The following is a 16869-nucleotide window of genomic DNA, read 5'->3' as shown; positions in this document are numbered from 1 at the left end:
AACGGTCAATATTGATGTATAAAATCAATATATATAGATCCGAGAACGCGATGGGAGGACGGTCATGGGTGCGTGGATGTCGATGGACGAGGCCTGCCGGCTCCTGGGGGTGCGGCCGCAGACGATCTACGCCTACGTCAGCCGCGGCAAGCTGGAGGTCGCGGCCGATCCGGCCGACACGCGACGCAGCCTCTACCGCGCCGAGGACGTCGCCGGCCTGGCCCGGCGCAAGCAGGCCGGCCGCAAGCACGAGACCGTCGCCACCAACACGCTGTTCGGCGCCGAGCCCAGCATCCCGACGGCGCTGTGCGCGTTCGTCAGGGGCCGGCCCTGCTACCGGGGCCGCGACGTCGTCGAGCTGGCGCGCTCGGCCGGCCTGGAGGACGCGGCGCGGCTGCTGTGGGACACGCGGGAGGCGGTCGACTTCGCCGTCGCCCGGCCGGCCCGGGCGCGGCGCGCCGCCGAGCCCGGTCGCGTGGCCGCCTTCACGGCGCTGGCCGGGCTGGCGGCGGTCGGGCATTCCACCCGGGGGCGGCTGACCCGCGTGCTGCACGTGGAGGGCCAGAGCCTGGTGGGCACGCTGGCCGAGGCCTTCGGCGCCGCGCCGGGCGACGAGGCGCTGCACCGGCGCTTCGCGCGCGGCTGGAAGCAGCCCGACGAGGTCGCCGAGCTGCTGCGCACGGCCATGGTGCTGCTGGCCGACCACGAACTGACGAGTTCGGCCTTCGCCACCCGCATCGCCGCGTCGACCGGGGCCTCGCTGCCGGCCTGCCTCATGGCGGGGCTGGCCACGCTGTCCGGGCCCCTGCACGGCGACGCCTCGGGCCGGGTGCAGGCACTGTTCGGCGAGGTCGAGCGGCTGGGCGAGGACGCGGTGCTGGCGCACTACCTCTCGACCGGCTCGCCCCTGGCCGGCTTCGGCCACCACCTCTACCCCGACGGCGATCCGCGCGCGGCGGCGCTGCTGGCGCTGTTCGATCCGCCGCCGGTGATCGCGCGCTTCATCCGCCAGGTGGCCGACCAGACCGGCCTGCAGCCCTCGATCGACGTCGCCCTGGCGGCGCTGGCGGCCCACCACAGGCTGCCCGCCGACGCGGCCTTCGGCCTGTTCGCCACGGCGCGCAGCGTCGGGCTGCTGGCGCACGGCCTGGAGCAGCTGGGCACGGCGCAGGTGATCCGTCCGCGCGGGCGCTACGTCGGCCCGGTGCCCGACGCGGCGCCCGGTCCGAAGGCCGGCCCCGGGTGAGGCGCGGCACGCCGGCCCGGCTTCCCCACGCGGCGACGCGGGTCAATCGCGTCGGTGTTCCACTGGCTGCCCAGACAACAACTCCCGGAGAACGCGCATGGAAATCCACATCAACACCGGCAACGGCATGGACAACCGCGAGGACCTCGAACGCTGGGCCGACGGCGAGATCCGCCTGACCCTCGCGCGCTTCGCCGAGGACGTCAGGCGCGTCGAGGTGCACCTGTCCGACGTCAACGGCACCAAGGGCGGCGCGACCGACAAGCGCTGCCTGATCGAGGCCCACATCCCGCAGCACGCGCCGGTGGCCGTCTCGCACCAGGCGCCCTCGCTGGACCAGGCGTTCCGTGGCGCCGAGACCAAGGCGTTGAGCGCCCTGGACAGCGTGCTCGGCAAGGAGAAGCGTCACCGCGACCGCACGAGCATCCGGACCGATCCCGAAGCGGTCTGACGCGCGACCCGTCCGGACCAAGCGCTCGGGCCTCGCCGCCGATGCGCAGGCGGCAGGGCTCGGCGGATCACGACCGAACGCCGTCGCCCTGTCCCTGGCCGGCAAGGACCCGGATCAGGACGTGATCGGCGAACGGCCTGAGCGCGTGATGCTGCGCCGCCGCGTCGGTGACCAGGGTCCAGGCCCGGTTCATGGGCGTCCAGTACATCTGCGAACGCCGGCTGAGCTTCTCGGCGGTGGCCAGCACCACGACCTCGCGGGCCCGGCGGAACACCTTCTCCTTGAACCAGGCCTGCTCGGCCGATCCCTCGCACAGGCCCAGGTCCGCGTCCACGCCGTCGGCGCTGGTGAAGACCTTGTCGAAGGTCAGCCGCTCCAGCGACAGGTCGGCCAGCGGCCCGAACACGCTCATGCTGCCCGCGCGCAGGTCGCCGCCGAGCAGCGACACCGACATGCCCCGGGAGGCGAACACCTGCACCGCCAGCAGGTTGTTGGTGAAGACCTTCGCCGTCGAGTCGGCCGGCAGTTCCATGGCGAGGAACTGCGTCGTGGTCCCGGCGTCGATGAAGACCGTGTCGCCCTCGGACACCAGGCGCGACGCCTGGCGGGCGATGTCCGTCTTCGCCGCGTGGTGGTGCGACTGGCGCGACTCCAGGGACTCCTCCGGCTCGTGCTGGATCGGATGGGCCACCGCCCCGCCGTAGGTCCGCAGCAGGCGCCCTTCCTGCTGCAGGACGTGCAGGTCGCGCCGCGCGGTGGCTTCCGAGACGCCGAACTTCTCGCACAGCGACGTCAGGTCGGAGGTGCCTTTCTGCACGGCATCCAGGATGGCCTCGCGGCGATTGGCGACTTTCATACTTCGGGCTTTTCGGGGGATGGAAAGGGTTGACGGGGGAACGGCGGAGCGCGGAAGGCGCCATTGTCACGGCACGCCGAGGTGGGTCCGGCGGCCGGAACCCGGCGAGTCACGGGAAGACAAGATCTTCGCATTTCTATCGGTTCGATCATCAGAGGAAGGGAAAGTACCGATTTTTGCATTTTCCGATCATGTTCTGATCGGTGCAATCATCGATTGATCGAAACCCGCAGCGGTTGGCGAACGATCCATGAGCCGTGGCTCGGCCGTGAACGCTTCGGGCGGATGGCGGGCCTGTGTTGCGAGACCCTTTTCACCAGCGATCCACCATGACTCCAATCCGCTCCTCGAAGCGCCGCCTCCTGTCGGCGGGATTCCAGTTCGCCCTGGCCGCCGCGCTGGGCGCGGCCGCCCCGTTCGCGGCCGCCGCCGAGGCCTATCCGGCCCAGACGATCAAGGTCATCATTCCCTTCCCGCCGGGCGGCACGCTCGACGCCGTCGGCCGCACCCTGGCGCAGCGCCTGGCCGAGCAGCTGGGCCAGCCGGTCATCGTGGACAACCGCCCCGGCGGCAACGCGACCATCGGCGCCGGCGCCGTGGCCCGCGCCCCGGCGGACGGCTACACCCTGCTGTTCAACGCCTCCACGTTCCTCAGCGGCCCGATGATCTCCAACGCGGTGCCCTACAGGATCGACAAGGACTTCCAGCCGATCGCCCTGGTGGCCAAGGCGCCGCTGTCGGTGGCCGTGAACAAGAACCTGCCGTTCGGCGACATCGCCGGCATGGTCCGGTACGCCAAGGCCAATCCGGGCAAGATGACCTTCGCCGTCGGCTCGATCGCCTCGGCCGGCCACCTCTCGACCGAGCAGCTCAAGCGCACGGCGGGCATCGACACGCTGATCGTCCCGTACAAGGGCACCGCGCCGGCCTTCCAGGACCTGATCGGCGGACAGATCGACGCCTTCGTCGACCCGGTGCTCGGCTCGCTGCAGTACCACAAGTCCGGCATGCTCAAGGTCATCGCGACCACGGCGAAGAACCGCGTCGCGTCGCTGCCCGACGTCCCGACCGTGGCCGAGACCCTGCCCGGCTTCGAGTTCTTCAGCTGGTACGGCCTGTGGGCGCCCGCCGGCACGCCGGCGGCCATCGTGACGCGCCTCAACAAGGAGGTGAACATCGCCCTGAAGTCGGAGGCGATGGCCAAGTTCTCGGCCCAGGGGCTGGAGCTGGACCCGCAGTCGGTCGACGCCTTCGTCAAGTTCCAGAAGGCCGAGACGGACAAGTATCAGAAGATCGTGACGGAGGCCGACATCAAGCTGTGAGGCACGGCATCGACGGGCGCCGCCTCGCGCGGCGCGGTCTACGAGTGCGAAAGGCCGGGTTCCCGGCCTTTCCTGCGTCTGCGGAGGCGCCGATCGGATGCCATGGACAGTACAAACCCTGATGATGATCGAATCAGTCGTAAATTATGATTGGTTCAATCAAAATGATTGCTTCCTGATTTCCTTCTTCACCGAACGACCCTCGTGAACCACGCCTTCCTCATCATCGCGGACGATCTCTCGGGTGCGGCCGATTGCGCCGTGGGATTCGTCGCGGCCGGCTTCGACAGCGTCGTGATGCTCGGCACCGGGAGCCGGGACGTCCTGTCCTCGACCGCGGTGGTGGCGGTGGACACCGACAGCCGGCGCGACGCCGCTCCCGTGGCGGCCGGCAAGGCGCTGGCGGCGCTCGACGCCCACGGGGCGGAGCGCCGCGTCGTCAAGAAGATCGATTCCACGCTGCGCGGCGGCTGGGCGGCGGAGGTCGCGGCGATGCAGCCCGCGCTCGGCCTGGCCCTGGTCGCCCCGGCGTTCCCCGACCTGGGCCGCACCGTGCGCGACGGCACGGTCCTCGTCCACGGCACGCCCCTGGCGGAAACCGCGACCTGGCGGCTGGAGCACGCCGATCGCGAATCGCGTCCGGCGCGGCTGCTCGAAGCCGCCGGCCTGCGCTGCGACACGGTGCCGGCGGCGCTGCTGGACGGCGCGCCCGACGCACTGCGACACGCGATCGCGCAGGCCCGCGACCGGGGCTGCCAGGCGCTGGTGTTCGACACCGCGCACGCCGCGCAGCTCGGCATGCTCGCCGAGGCCACGCGCGACCTGCCGGACGTGTTCTGGGTGGCGTCGGCGGGCCTCGCCCGCGAGATCGCCCGCTGCGCGCGCCTGGAACCGTCGGCCGTCGCGGCGGAGGCAATGTCGACCGCGGGACGTGGGGTGCTGACGGTCGTCGGCAGCCTGTCGCCGATCGCCGAACGGCAGATCGCCTGCCTGGCCGAACGGCCCGGCTCCCCGGTCCACACGATCGCTCCCGGCCTCCTGCGCGACCTGCCGGTGTCCGGCGCCGTGGCGCAGCCCTGGGCCGAGGCGATCCGTGCCGACGTCGCGCGGGGCCTGGACCCGGTGGCGTGCATCGGCGCCGATGCCGACCTCGATCCGTCCGAAGGCCCGCTGCTGGCGCGCTGCCTGGCGCGCCACCTCGCGCCGGCGATGCGCGACGCGGCCGGCCTGGTGCTGACCGGGGGCGAGACGGCGCGCGCCATGCTGGAGCAACTGGGCATCGCTCGCCTGAGGGTGCTCGGCGAGACCGAGCCCGGCGTGGCGCTTTCGTGCAGCATGGCGACCCGTCCCCAGTACGTCGTCACCAAGGCCGGCGCCTTCGGCGACGCCGGCTCGCTGGCGCGGGCCCGCGAGGCCATCCGATCCCGTTCGACCGCCGCACCGGCGCCCTGAATCCCACGTTCCCCGTTCGAAAGACCCTCATGACTGCTTACGTCCCCACCATCGGCATCACCCTGGGCGATGCCGCGGGCATCGGCCCCGAGATCATCGCCAAGAGCTTCGCGAACCACGACCTCTCGACCATGGCCCGCGCCGTGGTCGTCGGCGACGCCGGCCGGCTGCGCAAGGTGGCCGACCTGCTGGGGCTCGACGTGCGCGTGCGGCCCATCGCCTCGATGGAGGAGGCGCGCTTCGAGCGCGGCGTCATCGACTGCTTCGACCTGCAGCTGATCCCCGAGGACCTGCCGTTCGGCAAGCTGTCCGCGGTGGCGGGCGACGCGGCCTTCCGCTTCATCGAGAAGGCGGTCGAACTGGCCAAGGAGGGCAAGATCGACGCCATCTGCACCGCGCCGCTCAACAAGGAAGCGCTGCACGCGGGCGGCCACAAGTTCCCCGGCCACACCGAGATGCTGGCCCACCTGACCGGCGTCGAGGAGGTCTCGATGATGCTGGTGGCGCCCAACCTGCGCGTGATCCACGTCACGACGCACATCGGCATCATCGACGCCATCCGCAAGATCGAGCCCGGCCTGGTGGAGCGCACCATCCAGCGCGGCTACGACACCCTGCGCAAGGCGAAGATCGAGAACCCGCGCATCGCCGTCTGCGGCATCAATCCGCACGCCGGCGAGAACGGCCTGTTCGGCTACGGCGAGGAGGAGGAGAAGATCCTCCCGGCCATCGAGGTGTTGCGAGCGCGCGGCATGAACATCGAGGGACCGCTGCCGGCCGACACCCTGTTCTTCCGCGCCGGCCGGGGCGACTTCGACCTGGTGGTGGCGATGTACCACGACCAGGGCCACGGCCCGGTCAAGGTGATGGGCCTGGAAGCGGGCGTGAACATCACCGTGGGACTGGACGTGATCCGCACCTCGGTCGACCACGGCACCGCCTTCGACATCGCCGGCAAGGGCATCGCCGACGAGCGCAGCCTGCTCGAGGCCCTGCGCCAGGGCGCCGAGCTCGCCACCCGCCGCTGATCCTCACCTCATCCCCCCTCTTCCGGAGCCTCCCACCATGCACATCCACAGCACCGTCCTCGCCGGCGTCGGTGTCCTCGACGACATCGCCTACCTCGTGAAGGGCAGGAACCGCGTGCTCTTCGTGAGCGACGCCAACATCATCCGCATCGACGGCGTGCAGCGCCTGCTGCAGCAGCTGCGCGGCCTGGCCGCCGAGGTGCAGGTGATCGATTCGGTGCCGCCCGAGCCCAGCGACGAGGACGTGCGCGCCATCCTGCGCGACTACCGCCTCGACGGCCTGGACCTGGTCGTCGGCGTGGGCGGCGGCAGCGTGCTCGACGTCGCCAAGCTGCTGTCGGCCCTCGCCGCACCCGATTCGCCCTCGCTCGACGCGCTGCTGTCGGGCACCGTCAAGGTCGGTCGCCGCATCGCCTCGATGCTGGTGCCGACCACCGCCGGCACCGGCTCGGAAGCGACGCCCAACGCCATCCTCGCCATCCCGGCGCGCGAGACCAAGGTCGGCATCATCTCGCCGGTGCTGCTGCCCGACTTCGTGGTGCTGGCGCCGGAGCTGACCACCTCGATGCCGCACCGCATCGCCGCCTCCACCGGGGTGGACGCGCTGTGCCACCTGATCGAGTGCTTCACCTCGAACATCGCGAACCCGGTCTGCGACGACCACGCCCTGATCGGCCTGAAGAAGCTGTTCGCCAGCATCGAGACCTCCGTCGCCGAGCCGGACGACCTGCAGGCGAAGCTCGACATGCTCTGGGCCTCCTACCACGGCGGCGCCTGCATCGCGCATGCCGGCACGCACCTGGTCCACGCCATGTCCTACCCGCTGGGCGGCAAGTACCACATCGCCCACGGCGTGGCCAACGCCATCCTGCTGGCGCCCTGCTTCGAGTTCGTGCGCCCGCTGGCGGTCGAGAAGCTCGCCCGCGCCTACGATCTGGTGCCCGGCGCCGACACCGGCCTGGACGCCGAGGCCAAGTCCAAGGCGCTGGTCGCGTACTTCGCCGACCTGGTGCGGCGCCTGAAGCTGCCCACCAGCCTGCAGGAGCTGGGCATCGCCCCGGACCACCTGCCCACGCTGGTGCAGGGCGCGCTGGACGTGCAGCGCCTCATCAAGAACGTGCCCGGCCCGGTGGCCGCGCCCGACATCGAGGCGGTCTACCGCAAGCTGTTCGCCTGACGCCCCCGCCTGTCCCTCCCCCCACCGACTCCCAAGGAAGACCCCATGTCCAAGAAGATCGAAGGCGTGCTGACCGCCATCGTGACGCCCGTCGATGCCGACGACCGTTTCCACGAGAAGTCCTTCCGCGAGCAGGTCGAGCGTCAGCTCGCCGCCGGCAACGGCATCTTCTGCGGCGGCACCAACGGCGAGTTCTTCGCCCTGACCGAGTCCGAGCGGCTGGCCGTGGCGGAGGTCTCCGTCGACCAGGTGCGCGGCCGCGCGCCGGTGGTCGGCCACGTGGGCGAGAACTCCACCGCCGAATGCATCCGCACGGGCCGGCGCATCGCGGCCATGGGCGTGGACGCGGTCGCCGCCATCACGCCCAACTTCGTGCCGCTCTCGCAGGACGACCTGGTCTGGCACTTCACGGCCGTCGCCGACGCCCTGGACGTGCCGGTCTACCTCTACAACATCCCGGCGCGCACCGGCAACACGATCGCGCCGGAGACCGCGCTGCGCCTGGCGGCCCATCCCCGCATCGTCGGCATCAAGGACAGCGCGGGCACCTACGAGAGCCTCAAGGGCTTCATCGACGCCGCGCGCCAGGCCGAGGACTTCGCCGTCTTCAACGGTCCCGACAGCCTGATCCACCAGGGCTTCGTCGAGGGCTGCGCGGGCGCCGTATCGGGCCTGGCGAACGTCGCGCCGCGCGAGATCAACGCCATCTGGCGCCACTTCGCGGCCGGCGACGTCGCCGCCTCGCGCCAGGCGCAGGAGGCCGTGACCCGCCTGCGCGAAGCGCTCTACAAGGTCGCCTTCGCGCCGGCGGTCGTCAAGCGCGCGGTGCGCCTGCTGGGCTTCGACGTCGGCAACAGCAAGTACCCGGTGCGCCTGTCGGCCGAGCAGGACGAGGCCATCCGCCAGGTGCTGCGCGACTGCGCCATCCAGCCCTGAGCGCGGCCGCCCGCGACCCGCCCGAAGCCCCGGAGAACCAGATCATGACCGAGACGAGCACCGAGGACATCCGCCGCGACGGCGTCCTCGCCCCCCACCCGGACGACGCCGCCCGCCGCCAGGCGATGCTGCCGACCGACCGGCCGCAGAACCACGCCTCCAACCTGCTGCCCCTGCCCGACGGCGACCTGCTGTGCGTCTGGTTCGCCGGCACCCAGGAGGGCGTGGCGGACATCTCCATCTTCATGTCGCGCCTGCCCGCCGGCGGCACGCGGTGGACGCCGGCGGTGCCGCTGTCGGACGACCCGGACCGCTCCGAGCAGAACCCGATCCTGTTCCTGGCCGACGACGTGCTGTGGCTGATCTGGACCGCGCAGGCCTCGGGCAACCAGGACACGGCCGTGGTGCGCTACCGCCAATCGACCGACCTGGGCCGGACCTGGGGCGCGATCGGCACGCTGTTCGCCACCCCGGGCACCTTCGTGCGCCAGCCGCCGGTGGTCACGGCCAGCGGCCGGTGGCTGCTGCCGATCTACTACTGCCGCACCCGGCCCGGCGAGAAATGGAGCGGCAACCACGACGTGAGCGCCGTCAAGATCTCCGAGGACCGGGGCCGCACCTGGCGCGAGGTGCCGGTGCCCGAGAGCACCGGCTGCGTCCACATGAGCATCGCGCCGCTGGCCGACGGCAGCCTGCTCGCCCTCTTCCGCAGCCGCTGGGCCGACGCCATCCACGAAAGCCGTTCCAGCGACGACGGCGAGACCTGGTCCGCGCCGGTGCCGACCGAGCTGCCGAACAACAACTCGTCGATCCAGGTCGCGACGCTCGCCAACGGCGACCTGGCGCTGATCTTCAACGCCAGCAGCGCCGCCGACGCCACCGAGCGGCGCGAGTCGCTCTACGACGAGATCGAGGACGAGAACCGCCACGGCGACGAATCGAACGTGCTGACCGAGGCGCCGGTGGTCGAGCGCGCGGCCTTCTGGGGCGCTCCGCGCGCGCCGATGACGCTGGCGATCTCGGCCGACGGCGGCCGGACCTGGCCGTGGCGGCGCAACCTCGACGAGGGCGACGGCTACTGCATGACCAACAACTCGGAGGCCAAGCTCAACCGCGAGTTCTCCTATCCCAGCGTCAAGCAGTCCGCCGACGGCCGCCTGCACCTGTCCTACACCTACTTCCGCCAGGCCATCAAGTACGTGGTCGTGGACGAAGCGTGGGCCAAGGCATGAGCGGGACGACGTCGGCGTCCGGACCCCGCCGCGCGCTGGTCACCGGCGTGAGCTCCGGCATCGGACAGGCGATCGCCCGCACGCTGCTGGACGCCGGCTGGATCGTCGACGGCATCAGCCGCTCGGCGGTGGACGGACTGGGCGACGGCTTCCACGGCCACCGCGTCGACCTGGCCGACCACGCCCGGGTCGCGGCCTGCCTGGCGGAACTGCCGGTGCCCGACGCCCTGGTGCACGCGGCCGGCCTGATGCACGCGGCGCCGCTGGGGGAACTCGACCCCGCCGCCGGCGCCCGGCTGTGGCACCTCCACGTCGCGACCAGCGAGTTGCTCGCCGGCACCTTCGCGCCGCGCATGGCCGCGGGCGGGCGCATCGTGCTGATCGGCAGCCGCACCTCGCGCGGCGCGGCCGGCCGCAGCCAGTACGTCGCCACCAAGGCCGCCATGGTCGGCATGGCCCGCAGCTGGGCGGCGGAACTCGCACCGCATGGCATCACGGTCAACGTGGTGGCGCCGGGCGCCACCGAGACGCCGATGCTGCTGCAGCCCGGCCGCGCCAGCTCGCCGCCGAAGCTGCCGCCGATGGGCCGCTACATCCGGCCGCAGGAAGTGGCCGACCTGGTGGCCTACGTGCTGTCGCCCTCCGCCGCAGCGATCACCGGGCAGGAGCTGGTGATCTGCGGCGGAGCGTCGCTCTAGGGATCCGTCGACGCCGCGCGAGGGGTCGCGACGGTCGACGAGGTGCGGGCGAGAGGGTGTCTGCGTCGCTCCCGGCCTCGCGGGGCAAGCTGCGACCATCGGGTCCCGGCACGACCCCGGCGCGTCGGCCGCGGGTCTCAGAACCGCGGGCCGCCCGAACGCGCCGTCGCCTGCTGCCGGAACTCGCTGGGCGTGACGTGCTTGATCTCGCGGAAGCGCCGATTGAAGTTCGCCAGGTTGTTGAATCCCACCTCGTAGCAGATGCTGGAGATGGGCGAGGCGCTGCGCGCGAGCAGCTCGCAGGCCTTGTTCACGCGCACGCGGTTGACGAAGCCGGTGAAGTTGCCGTCGGTGGTGTTGCCGAAGTAGCGCGACACGCTGCCCTTGCTCAGGCCCACGTGGGCCGCCACCTCGGCGAGCGACAGGGATTCGGCGTGGTTGTCGTGGACGTAGCGCAGGATCTTCTGGATCGTGGCGCCGACCGTTCCCTCGCCCGGATCGACGGCCGAATCGGACGACAGCAGCCGCACGTCCTCGCAGCGCTGGAGCAGCGAGAGCAGGGCCGCGAACTCGGCGAAACGCTGCAGGCCCCGGCTGCGCTTGATGCGGTGGAAGCGCGCCGCCACGTCCTCGCTGATGCCGAAGAACTCCACGCCGCGGCGCGCGCGCTCCAGCAGGGGCCGCAGCTCCTCCAGCTCCCGGATCGACTGCATGGCCGCGGTCAGCGGCTCGCCGCGGAACTGGACCACCAGGCTGCGGACGTCGTCGGCGACCTCGGACACGACCTCGGTCGTGATCCAGTTGTGCGGCAGGCGCGGGCCGGTGAGCACCAGGTGGCCCGGCTCGAAGTGGCCCACGTGGTCGCCGACGAAGGCCCGGCCCCGTGCCCCGACGATCAGCTGCAGCTCGTACTCGTCGTGGTAGTGCCAGCGCTCCAGCGAGGTCGGCCGCGCGTGCTCGACGCAGCGCACGAACTCGACCGTGTCGGGCGCCTCGTAGCCCAGGCTAGGGTGACGGATCAGGTCGTGCTCGAACTCGGCGTTCGGTCTGCGGCGGGTGGTGGCCATGGCGGTTCGCCCGCGCGTCCCGGCGGGATCGGGGAAAAGGAGCCGCGCATCTTAGAAGCAGCCGCGCGACGCGGCACGCGCCGCGCCGGGACACGCCGTCACGCCCCGGGGCTTCTCCGGATCGCTTCGCCGCCAGCGTCGTCGTCACCGCCACGCTCCATGGCCTCGACGCCCGTCCTGATCGACGGCTCGGGCACCGGCGCGTCGCCCGGCGCGGCCGCGTCCGGCACGTTCCTGCCGCTCGGTCCATCGAGGCCGGATGCGGGACCGCCCGTGCCGGGGAAGATCGATCCACCGGGATGACCCGCCGTGCCGGCGCCCGTCCGCCTCGCCGCGAACGCCGGCGGATCGAAGGCGGTGACGACCGGCAACGCGCCGCGCCAGCGCTCCACCTCCACCTGCGTGCTCTGCGCGGCGCAGCCCTGGCTCAGGCGCGAGCTGCCGACGTCGCGCGTCACGACGTTGGGGTTGCCGTGCTTGTCGAGGCTGCCCGGCGTCGCGGGGTCGATCGGGTCGTACCAGGCGCCGGTGGCCATGTGGACCACGCCGGACCGGACGTCCTCGGAGACCACCGCGCCCGCGAGGAACTGGCCGCGGGCGTTGAAGACCCGCACCACGTCGCCCGGGGCGATGCCGCGTGCCCGGGCGTCGTCGGCGTTCAGGGTCAGGGGCTCGCGGCCGGCGATCTTCGAGGCGCGGCTCACGCCGCCGTGGTCGTACTGGCTGTGCAGCCGGGTCGCCGGCTGGTTCGACAGCAGGTGGAGCGGCCCGTCGGCAGGCTCGGGCTCGTACCAGCGCGCATGGCCGGCGCAGTCGTCGCAACCGAAGCCGTGGATGCGTTCCGAGAAAAGCTCGATACGGCCCGACGGCGTGGGCAGTGGATGGGCGACCGGATCCGCCCGGTAGCGATCGAGCAGGACGACCGGTCCGCGCGGCCGGCGGGCCGCCTGCGCCAGGTCGACGCGTCCGGCACGCCAGAACGCGTCGAAATCGGGCAGCGCGATCCCGGCCGCCTCGGCGCGCGGACGGGACGCCTCGTACAGGTGACGCAGCCATTGCCCCGCGTCGCGCTCCTCGGTGAAGGCGCGCTCGAAGCCCAGGCGGCCGGCGAGCCGCGCGAACACGGCGTGGTCGTCGAGCGCTTCGCCCACCGGCGCGATGGCCGCGCGCATGGCGATCATGAAACGCTCGCTGCCGGCGCTGCCGATGTCGTCGCGCTCCAGCGGCGTGGTGGCCGGCAGCACGATGTCCGAGTACCTGGCCTGCGCGGTCCAGTAGGGCTCCTGGGTGACGACGGTCTCGGGCCGCCGCCAGGCCTCGATGGTGCGGTTGAGGTCCTGGTGATGGTGGAACACGTTGCCCCCGGCCCAGTACACCAGGCGGATGTCGGGATAGCGATGCGAGGCGCCGTCGTAGTCGAAGGCCCAGCCGGGCCGCAACAGCATGTCGGCCACGCGCGCCACCGGGATGAAGTCGGCGACCGGGTTGTCGCCCTGGGGCAGGCGCGCGCCGGAGAAGTCGCCGTGCCCGCTGCCGATGTAGTTCATGCAGCCGTAGCCCAGGCCGAAGCCGCCGCCGGGCAGGCCGATCTGCCCGAGCTGCGCGGCCAGCGTCACCGTCATCCAGAAGGGCTGCTCGCCGTGCCGCGCGCGCTGCAGCGAGAAGCTGCAGTTGATCAGCGTGCGCCGGCTCGCCATGCGGCGTGCCAGGTCGGCGATGGCCGCCGCGTCGATGCCGCAGCGTTCGGCGGCCCAGTCCGGGGTCTTGGGAACGCCGTCCGCCACGCCCAGGACGTGGTCGCGCACGGCGTCGAAGCCGACCGCGTGGCTGCGGCAGAAGGCCTCGTCGTGCAGGCCCTCGTCGATCAGCACGAAGGCCAGGCCGAGCATCAGCGCCGTGTCGGTGCCGGGGCGCACCGGCAGCCACCGGGCGCCGGCCACGGCATCGAGGTCGGCGCGCACCGGGCTGACGTTGACGAAGGCGGTGCGCCCCGCCGCGGCCATGCGGGCGATGGCCGGCGCGGCGCCGTGGTCGCTGGCGCCGCCCGGGCTCACCTGCGTGTTGCGCACCGGCAGGCCGCCGAAGGCGACGAACAGCTCGCAGTGCGCCTCCAGCACGTCCCAGGAGGTGTGGTGCTGCAGCAGCGCGTCCATGCCGTCGACGATGTGCGGCATCAGGACGCGGCCGGCCCCCAGGCTGTAGCTGTCGCGGCTGGCGACGTAGCCCCCGAAGCCGTTGAGGAAGCGGTGGAGCTGGCTCTGCGCGTGATGGAAGCGCCCCGCGCTCGACCAGCCGTAGCTGCCGCCGAAGATCGCTCGGTTGCCATGGGCCTCCTTCACGCGCCGCAGCTCCCCGGCCACCAGGTCGAGCGCCTCGTCCCAGGGCACCTCGACGAAGGGCTCCAGCCCGCGCGAGGCGCCGCTGCGATGCCGCGTGGCCGGATCGAGGAAGCCTCGGCGCACCGCCGGACGCCGCACCCGCGTGGCCGAATCGACGGCGCCGGGCATCGATCGGCCGATCGCCGACGGCGCCGCGTCCCAGGGCGCGGGGCGCATCTCGCGCAGCCGGCCGTCCACCACGACCGGTTCGTAGACGCCCCAGTGCGTCGAGGTCAGCGCCGCCGGCATCGGGTCGACGTCGCGTCAGGCCGGGAGGCGGGCGAGGTGGTCGGCGACCCGGACCTTCTCCGGCAGAATCCTGCGCTCGGACAGCCAGTCGGCCGCCTGCTGGAATTCCTGGATGAACTTCGCGTCCTGCACGCCCTTCACGTCCCAGCGGCGCTTGAGCCTGATCAGGCTGTCGCGCACCGCGTCGCTGTAGCCGGCGTCCTGCTGGTTGAGCGTCTCGGCCTCGACCGGGTGGGCCCCGACCCAGCCGGCCTCCGCCGCGTAGGCCGCGTTGACCGCACGCACGATGGCCGGATTCTCCTCGGCGAAGCGGCGGTGCGTGACGTAGGAGTTGAAGTCGATCAGGAACGGCAGGTCGCGGCCCTCGAAGAAGATGTCGTGGGCCTTGTACTCGCTGCGCGCGATGTCCACGCCCGGGCTCCACATCGACCAGGCGTCGATCTTGCCCTGCGCGAAGGCCGGACCGGCATCGGGCGGGTTGAGGTAGACGAACTTGACCTTGGCGCGGTCGATGCCGTGCTTCTCCAGCGCCGCCACCAGCAGGAACTCGCCCAGGCCCGAGCGGTTGACGGCCACCGACTTGCCCACCAGGTCCTGCACGCGATCGATCCCCGAGCCGTCCTTGGCGATGATGGCCGTGCTGCGCGGCTCCACGATGGCGAACTGCGTGAACACTAGCGGCGACCCCGCCAGCATGGCGGCGAGCGCCGGCGTCGTGCTGCCGCCGAAGCCGAAGTCGGCGCTGCCGCCGGTCACGGCCTGCAGCGACGGCGCATGGTTGGGAAACGGTCCGATCCACTGGACCTTGATGCCGTCCCTGGCCAGCAGCTTCTCGAAGTCGCCGCGCGTCTTCGCCAGCGCCGGCAGGCCGCCGCGGCCCCAGGTCAGGCGCACGGTGTCGGTGTTGCGGCCGGCTTTGGCCGCGGGCGCCGACCGGGCCGGCGCCAGCCCGCAGGCCAGGGTACCGGCGCCGAGCACGGCGGCCTGCAGGAAATCGCGGCGCGAGGTGACGGAAGTGGTCGCGGAATGGGTCGTGCGGTCGGCGTCGGTCATCGAAGATACGGAGAAGGAATGGAAGAACGGAAAAGCGGAATGGACGGGGACGACCGAGGCCGGGCGGCGGAACGTTCGGACGGTCGACGCGACGCCGCTCAGGCCGCGAGGTCCTCGGCCGCCACGCCCAGCTGCGCCAGCAGCGCCTCGCGCAGCGCGACGGCCTCCGGGTGCGTGCGCCGCTCGCCGGCCGCGCTGGAGACCGCGTACTCGCTGGCGATGGCGCCGTCGCGCATCACCAGCACGCGGTCGGCCAGCGCGATGGCCTCGTCGACGTCGTGCGTCACCAGCAGCACGCCGGGCCGGTGACGCCGCACCAGCGCCTTGACCAGCCCGTGCATGCGGATGCGCGTGAGGGCGTCGAGCGCGGCGAAGGGCTCGTCGAGCAGCAGCAGCCGGGGCTCGCGCACCAGGGCCCGCGCCAGCGCCACGCGCTGCGCCTGGCCGCCCGAGAGGTTGCGCGGCCAGTCGTCGAGCCGGTCGCCCAGGCCGACCTCGGCCAGCGCCTCCCGCGCCCGCGCCTGGCCGACGGCGTCGTCCAGGCCGAGCGAGACGTTGCGCCACAGGCAGTCCCACGGCAGCAGCCGGTGCTCCTGGAACACCACCGCCGGCTGACGCGCGCCCTCGATGCGGCCGCCGTCGATGGGGTCGAGTCCGGCGAGCGCGCGCAGCAGCGTGGTCTTGCCGCAGCCGCTCTCGCCGAGCAGCACCACGAACTCACCGCGGCCGATGCGCAGATCGAGGCCGCCGATGACGATGCGCTCGCCGTAGCGCCGGCGCAGGCCTCGTACCACCACCGCCGGGGCCTCGTCCGGCCCGGCGGCGACGCGGTGCCGCGATGCCGCCGCGCTCACCGGCGGCCTCCCGCGGCGTAGTTGGGATGCCACTTGAGCAGCCGGCGCTCGAGCAGCCGCGCCACGGCGTCGGAAGCGACACCGATGGCCGCGTAGATCACGATGGTCAGGACGATGACATCGGTGCGCAGGAATTCGCGCGCGTCCATCGCCAGGAAGCCCAGGCCCGAGCTGGTGGCGATGGTCTCGGCCACCACCAGCGCCAGCCACGCCACCGCCAGCGCGTAGCGCACCCCCGCCAGGATGGAGGGCAGCGCTCCGGGCAGCACGATGCGGCGGATCAGCGTGGCGGTGCCCAGTCCGGTCACGCGGCCGAGTTCGATCAGCTTGGGATCGACCTGGCGGATGCCCAGGACGGTGTTGATGTAGATCGGGAACATGACGCCCAGCGACACCAGGAAGATCTTGCCGCCCTCGTCGACGCCGAACCAGACGATCACCAGCGGCAGCATGGCCAGGAACGGGATGGCGCGAACCATCTGGATGCTGCGGTCGAGCACCGCCTCGGCCAGGCGCGAGAAGCCCACCACCGTGCCGAGCGAGAAGCCGATGGTGCCGCCGATCGCGAAGCCGGTCGCCGCGCGCAACAGGCTGGTGGCCATGTCGCCGATCAGGCGCCCGTCCTGGATCAGCCGCCACGCGGTGGCCACGACCTTGCTCGGCGCGGGCAGCACGTGGATCGACAGGTGGCCCGCGCGCGCGGCCAGCTCCCACGCGGCCACCAGCAGGGCCGGCACCAGCCAGGAGATCAGCAGCAGCCGGCGCGGCGAGAGCGCCCGCCGGGCCGGCCGGGGGCCGGGCTCGGGCACGCGCGGCCGCCCGCGGACCGTGGCCGTGGCCGTGGCCGGAGGAGAGAGAGGTTCGAACACA

The 16869-nt window shown here is 72.1% G+C and carries 15 protein-coding genes; 9 read left to right on the top strand and 6 right to left on the bottom strand.

What is annotated here, in order from left to right; genetic code table 11:
* Positions 1-64 precede the first annotated feature (64 nt).
* Together ABID77_RS20115 and ABID77_RS20110 are read left to right on the top strand one after the other, a co-directional pair.
* On the top strand, positions 65-1246 hold the full coding sequence (locus ABID77_RS20115; protein ID WP_429599696.1) for a citrate/2-methylcitrate synthase: 1182 nt from the start codon (positions 65-67) through the stop codon (positions 1244-1246).
* A 97-nt stretch (positions 1247-1343) separates the two neighbouring features.
* Entirely contained in the window at positions 1344-1697 is a 354-nt protein-coding gene (locus ABID77_RS20110) for an HPF/RaiA family ribosome-associated protein (RefSeq protein ID WP_429599693.1), read from the top strand.
* Positions 1698-1764: 67 nt separating this feature from the next.
* On the opposite strand, the gene ABID77_RS20105 is transcribed toward ABID77_RS20110, so the two are convergent.
* The gene (locus ABID77_RS20105; protein ID WP_429599690.1) at positions 1765-2553 is read right to left on the bottom strand and encodes a DeoR/GlpR family DNA-binding transcription regulator; all 789 of its coding nucleotides are present in this window, start codon (positions 2551-2553) and stop codon (positions 1765-1767) included.
* 329 nt (positions 2554-2882) lie between these two features.
* Here ABID77_RS20105 and ABID77_RS20100 point away from each other — a divergent pair, with 329 nt between their 5' ends.
* The 7 genes from ABID77_RS20100 (at position 2883) to ABID77_RS20070 (ending at position 10398) form a co-directional block, all read left to right on the top strand.
* Complete coding sequence (locus ABID77_RS20100) at positions 2883-3875, top strand: Bug family tripartite tricarboxylate transporter substrate binding protein (RefSeq protein WP_429599687.1); 993 nt, start codon at positions 2883-2885, stop codon at positions 3873-3875.
* 204 nt (positions 3876-4079) lie between these two features.
* Positions 4080-5327: a four-carbon acid sugar kinase family protein gene (locus ABID77_RS20095; protein WP_429599685.1), complete on the top strand. Its 1248-nt coding sequence runs from the start codon at positions 4080-4082 to the stop codon at positions 5325-5327.
* A 29-nt stretch (positions 5328-5356) separates the two neighbouring features.
* Positions 5357-6355 carry a 4-hydroxythreonine-4-phosphate dehydrogenase PdxA gene (pdxA, locus tag ABID77_RS20090; protein WP_429599682.1) on the top strand — a complete coding sequence of 333 codons (999 nt, stop codon included), beginning with the start codon at positions 5357-5359 and terminating at the stop codon, positions 6353-6355.
* Positions 6356-6392: 37 nt separating this feature from the next.
* Positions 6393-7532: an iron-containing alcohol dehydrogenase gene (locus ABID77_RS20085; protein ID WP_429599679.1), complete on the top strand. Its 1140-nt coding sequence runs from the start codon at positions 6393-6395 to the stop codon at positions 7530-7532.
* Positions 7533-7577: 45 nt separating this feature from the next.
* Positions 7578-8468 (top strand): dihydrodipicolinate synthase family protein, encoded by an 891-nt coding sequence (locus ABID77_RS20080; RefSeq protein WP_429599677.1) that lies wholly within the window; start codon positions 7578-7580, stop codon positions 8466-8468.
* Positions 8469-8512: 44 nt separating this feature from the next.
* On the top strand, positions 8513-9700 hold the full coding sequence (locus ABID77_RS20075) for a sialidase family protein (RefSeq protein WP_429599674.1): 1188 nt from the start codon (positions 8513-8515) through the stop codon (positions 9698-9700).
* Positions 9697-10398 (top strand): SDR family NAD(P)-dependent oxidoreductase, encoded by a 702-nt coding sequence (locus ABID77_RS20070; RefSeq protein WP_429599672.1) that lies wholly within the window; start codon positions 9697-9699, stop codon positions 10396-10398. The genes ABID77_RS20075 and ABID77_RS20070 overlap by 4 nt, the downstream gene beginning before the upstream one ends.
* Positions 10399-10535: 137 nt before the next feature.
* Here the strand turns inward: ABID77_RS20070 and ABID77_RS20065 are convergent, their stop codons facing one another.
* The 5 genes from ABID77_RS20065 to ABID77_RS20045 all read right to left on the bottom strand — a co-directional run bounded on the left by ABID77_RS20065 (position 10536) and on the right by ABID77_RS20045 (position 16808).
* Positions 10536-11465 (bottom strand): AraC family transcriptional regulator, encoded by a 930-nt coding sequence (locus ABID77_RS20065; protein ID WP_429599669.1) that lies wholly within the window; start codon positions 11463-11465, stop codon positions 10536-10538.
* Between the two features lie 98 nt (positions 11466-11563).
* Positions 11564-14092: a molybdopterin-dependent oxidoreductase gene (locus ABID77_RS20060; protein WP_429599667.1), complete on the bottom strand. Its 2529-nt coding sequence runs from the start codon at positions 14090-14092 to the stop codon at positions 11564-11566.
* A 15-nt stretch (positions 14093-14107) separates the two neighbouring features.
* Positions 14108-15145 carry an NrtA/SsuA/CpmA family ABC transporter substrate-binding protein gene (locus ABID77_RS20055; RefSeq protein WP_429599664.1) on the bottom strand — a complete coding sequence of 346 codons (1038 nt, stop codon included), beginning with the start codon at positions 15143-15145 and terminating at the stop codon, positions 14108-14110.
* A gap of 98 nt (positions 15146-15243) precedes the next feature.
* Complete coding sequence (locus ABID77_RS20050) at positions 15244-15999, bottom strand: ABC transporter ATP-binding protein (protein ID WP_429599662.1); 756 nt, start codon at positions 15997-15999, stop codon at positions 15244-15246.
* A complete protein-coding gene (locus ABID77_RS20045; protein ID WP_429599917.1) occupies positions 15996-16808 on the bottom strand; it encodes an ABC transporter permease subunit in 813 nt (270 codons plus the stop codon). The genes ABID77_RS20050 and ABID77_RS20045 overlap by 4 nt, the downstream gene beginning before the upstream one ends.
* Positions 16809-16869: the final 61 nt, after the last annotated feature.

It is taken from the genome of Variovorax sp. PvP013, from assembly GCF_050435945.1.
In the GTDB taxonomy this organism is placed as follows: domain Bacteria; phylum Pseudomonadota; class Gammaproteobacteria; order Burkholderiales; family Burkholderiaceae_C; genus Variovorax.
The sequence above is the reverse complement of the archived record's forward strand: the minus strand, read 5'-3'. Positions and strand labels throughout refer to the sequence as shown.

What these genes read in the sequence shown, in the direction of transcription:
- ABID77_RS20115 (WP_429599696.1), top strand. Translation starts at nt 65, where the DNA reads ATGGGTGCGTGGATGTCGATGGACGAGGCCTGCCGGCTCCTGGGGGTG.
- ABID77_RS20110 (WP_429599693.1), top strand. Translation starts at nt 1,344, where the DNA reads ATGGAAATCCACATCAACACCGGCAACGGCATGGACAACCGCGAGGAC.
- ABID77_RS20105 (WP_429599690.1), bottom strand. Translation starts at nt 2,553, where the DNA reads ATGAAAGTCGCCAATCGCCGCGAGGCCATCCTGGATGCCGTGCAGAAA.
- ABID77_RS20100 (WP_429599687.1), top strand. Translation starts at nt 2,883, where the DNA reads ATGACTCCAATCCGCTCCTCGAAGCGCCGCCTCCTGTCGGCGGGATTC.
- pdxA (WP_429599682.1), top strand. Translation starts at nt 5,357, where the DNA reads ATGACTGCTTACGTCCCCACCATCGGCATCACCCTGGGCGATGCCGCG.
- ABID77_RS20085 (WP_429599679.1), top strand. Translation starts at nt 6,393, where the DNA reads ATGCACATCCACAGCACCGTCCTCGCCGGCGTCGGTGTCCTCGACGAC.
- ABID77_RS20080 (WP_429599677.1), top strand. Translation starts at nt 7,578, where the DNA reads ATGTCCAAGAAGATCGAAGGCGTGCTGACCGCCATCGTGACGCCCGTC.
- ABID77_RS20075 (WP_429599674.1), top strand. Translation starts at nt 8,513, where the DNA reads ATGACCGAGACGAGCACCGAGGACATCCGCCGCGACGGCGTCCTCGCC.
- ABID77_RS20070 (WP_429599672.1), top strand. Translation starts at nt 9,697, where the DNA reads ATGAGCGGGACGACGTCGGCGTCCGGACCCCGCCGCGCGCTGGTCACC.
- ABID77_RS20065 (WP_429599669.1), bottom strand. Translation starts at nt 11,465, where the DNA reads ATGGCCACCACCCGCCGCAGACCGAACGCCGAGTTCGAGCACGACCTG.
- ABID77_RS20060 (WP_429599667.1), bottom strand. Translation starts at nt 14,092, where the DNA reads ATGCCGGCGGCGCTGACCTCGACGCACTGGGGCGTCTACGAACCGGTC.
- ABID77_RS20055 (WP_429599664.1), bottom strand. Translation starts at nt 15,145, where the DNA reads ATGACCGACGCCGACCGCACGACCCATTCCGCGACCACTTCCGTCACC.